This is a genomic window from Congregibacter sp., from assembly GCF_045107095.1.
GTDB lineage: Bacteria > Pseudomonadota > Gammaproteobacteria > Pseudomonadales > Halieaceae > Congregibacter.
Genome location: NZ_JBGCFU010000025.1, coordinates 1 through 3,213, shown reverse-complemented (window position 1 = coordinate 3,213; position 3,213 = coordinate 1). Strand labels below are relative to the sequence as shown.

Here is a 3,213-nt window from a genome sequence, read left to right as displayed (position 1 = left end):
ACAAAGAGACATGGCAAGACGGCAGACGACACACCACACCCTGGGAGAGATCCGTAGGTTATGTTTTTCAGGATGCGCGATTGTTCCCGCATATGACGGTCGCTCAGAATCTGGCATTCGCGGCAAAGCATGCTTCGACGCCAACCAACGGTGATGAAATTGCAGGCTGGATGAACATTGAGCCATTGATGGATCGACTCCCAGAAACCCTATCCGCGGGCCAACAAGCCCGCGTTGCGATTGCCCGCGCGCTCATGCGTGACCCACAACTGCTGCTCCTTGATGAACCGCTGGCAAACCTTGATAAAGCTGCGGCTTCACAATGCCTGGCCTGCCTTGCGCGTATTCATCAGGAAAGGGATCTGCCCATCATTTATGTCAGTCATCACATCGAAGAAGTCAGCACTATCGCTGATCAAATCCTCCTCATTGATAATGGCAAGATAGTGGAGCAAGGACCGCTGCTGGAGCTGGCAAGCAAACTGGATACACAGCTTGCCGAAGATGAGGCTGCCGCCAGCCTGCTATCGGTGGAGGTGTTTGCTACTGACTCGGATTTTGGACTCACCGAACTGCGAGTCGACGGTCAGTCTCTCTGGGTTGCAGGGGATGAGCATCATGGCAGCACTCGCCGATTACGTGTGCCCGCGAGGGATGTGAGCGTCTGCCGCGAGCGACCAACAGATACAAGCATTCAAAACATATTGCCCGTAACGCTTGTGGAAATCAGGCAGTTGTCAAAAGCCCATTGCCTGCTGCGGCTGCAGTTGTCAGAGCAGTGTCTACTGGCGCGAATTACCCGCCGGTCTCAGGAAGATCTCAAGCTTCGGACGGGCGACCAGTTGTTCGCGCAAATAAAAAGCACCGCCTTACTGGGCGACGCGCGATGAGTAGCCACCCTTTTGATGTCCTTACTCCCGACGCAATCATCGACGCGGTAGAGGCAGCCGGCTTTGTCAGCGATGCACGACTCCTCGCCCTCAACAGCTACGAGAATCGCGTTTACCAAGTCGGTATAGAAGACGAAACACCGGTCATCGTAAAGTTCTATCGCCCTGGACGCTGGACCGAGGATCAACTGCGCGAAGAGCATAGTTTTAGCGAAGAACTTGTAGATGCGGAGATACCCGTCGTAGCACCGATCATCTCTGAGAATGGAGAAACCGTCCATCGTTGGGGCGAGCTGCTGTACACGTTGTTTCCACGACGCGGCGGACATGCGCCGGAGTTTGACAATCTCGACAACCTGCTTGTGCTCGGTAGGACGCTGGGGCGTATCCACGCCATTGGCGCTACAAAGCCCTTTAGCTATCGTCCGCGCTTGGAAGGACAGGCAATCATCGATGAGAGTCGCAATTTACTGCCAGAGAACTTCATACCAGCAGAACTTAAGACCGCGTACGTAACGCTGCTTGATGATTTGGAACGGGAATTGGCACCCAAGATCGCACAGATGGAATCGGGGGCAGGTATTCGCATACACGGCGATTGCCACGGCGGCAACATTCTCTGGCGCGACGACACCGCAAACTTTGTGGATCTGGACGACTGCATGACCGCGCCGGCCATTCAGGACCTGTGGATGTTTTTGTCCGGCGAACCTCATGAACAAGAAATACAATTGGGCGAAGTCATAGCCGGCTACGAGGAATTCTTTGAGTTCGACCCCAAGGAATTACATTGGATAGAAACACTGCGAACGCTGCGGATTATTCGCTACGCGGCATGGCTTGCACGGCGCTGGGACGACCCGGCTTTTCCTAAAGCCTTCCCTTGGTTTAACTCCGAGCGCTATTGGTCAGATCATATTCTGGAGCTACGGGAACAATTCTCGCGGCTGCAGGAACCGGTGTTGCGTTTGCTATGACGGAATCTAAGCCATAGCCAAACGATGCGGCGGTCAGTCTTCGCGCAGTGCCCGGTTCATACTCTCGCGGATAGGCTGTACCAGATAATCTAGCGGTGAGCGCGCCCCGACCTGAATCATGACTTCCGCCTGCATACCTGGATACAACTCTCCATCGGCATAGTCCGTATCGGCAAAATCTGGCAACGAAACGCGCGCTAAATAGTACGGCGCACCAGTCACCTCGTCAGTGAGGCTGTCGGCCGAGACTGAAGCAACCTTCCCCTCCAGTGGCTGGCGATTCCGCTGACTAAAGGCGGTAAGGCGCACCATCGCGGTTTGCCCAGCGCGCACAACATCAATATCTTGAGGATTCAGCCGCGCTTTGACTAATAACTCCTCGTCCGAAGGCACGATATCCATCAGGGGCTGTCGCGAAGCAATCACGCCACCGATAGTCGTGACGCTCAGGTCTACAATGGTGCCCTGAATGGGCGCGAAGATTTCTGTTCGCTTGAGTACATCCTGTGCCGCGGACAAACGCTCGTTTACCTCTAACGCCTCCGCCTGAATCTCTCTAAGCTCCGCCAAGATATCGCCATTGCGCTCGGTCTCCAGATCAATGATTCGCAGCTCTTCCTCGCTGATACTCTGCTGGGCGCGAGCAATCGCGGCTTTGCTGCGACTGCGCTCACCTTCGAGTTCTGCCGTTTGGCGCTGAAGGGCAAGCATTTGTTGCTTGCCCACTAACTTGCGTTCATAGAGGGACTCCATGCTGACACTTTCGTCGCTCAGCAAAGAAATCTGTCGATCCTGGCTGCCTATCTCTTCACGGAGCCCCAGAATCTCTTCCTCCAGCTGACGAATACGTTGGCCTATGATCTGCTTTTGCTGCGCAAGGTTCTGTCTGCGCGTAACAAACAGGCGCTCTTCGCTCTGGCGGATGTTCGCCGCACTCTCGGCAAACTCGGGATCGTCCAGTAACCCAGGAAAGGCAATTGACTCCAATTTGTCGCGCTCGGCAATAAGACGTGCCTCGCTTGCCAGCAAAGTGTAGTAGCGCGCCTTTACCTGCTCAAAGACGGACTGGGGCTGGGTACGATCCAGCCGGAGCAAGACATCACCGGGGGATACGATATCTCCATCCGACACGAGAATCTCGGCAACGATGCCACCTTCAAGGTGTTGAACACTTTGCCGGTCGGTATCAAAGTCAATCTCTCCCGGTGCAATAGCAGCGCTGGCCAAACGACTGAAGATTGCCCATCCGCCGAAGATGCCAAAAAACAGCACAAACACCAAAAGCCCCAGCGCGATGTAACGACCGAGTTTTGCATCGTTATTCATGCCAGACGCTCCGTAGGCGT

General features: G+C 54.8%; 3 protein-coding genes. 2 read left to right on the top strand and 1 reads right to left on the bottom strand.

Annotation, left to right across the window (positions count from 1 at the left end; genetic code table 11):
- Positions 1-890 (top strand): molybdenum ABC transporter ATP-binding protein (gene modC, locus AB8B76_RS05050; RefSeq protein ID WP_405270884.1); only part of this gene is annotated, 890 nt, incomplete at its 5' end.
- Positions 887-1,867 carry a serine/threonine protein kinase gene (locus tag AB8B76_RS05045; RefSeq protein WP_405270882.1) on the top strand — a complete coding sequence of 327 codons (981 nt, stop codon included), beginning with the start codon at positions 887-889 and terminating at the stop codon, positions 1,865-1,867. The genes modC and AB8B76_RS05045, both read left to right, overlap by 4 nt.
- A gap of 33 nt (positions 1,868-1,900) precedes the next feature.
- Here the strand turns inward: AB8B76_RS05045 and AB8B76_RS05040 are convergent.
- Positions 1,901-3,213, bottom strand: a 1,313-nt coding sequence (locus AB8B76_RS05040; RefSeq protein WP_405270880.1) for an HlyD family type I secretion periplasmic adaptor subunit, incomplete at its 5' end; no start/stop codon positions are given.

What these genes read in the sequence shown, in the direction of transcription:
- AB8B76_RS05045 (WP_405270882.1), top strand. Translation starts at nt 887, where the DNA reads ATGAGTAGCCACCCTTTTGATGTCCTTACTCCCGACGCAATCATCGAC.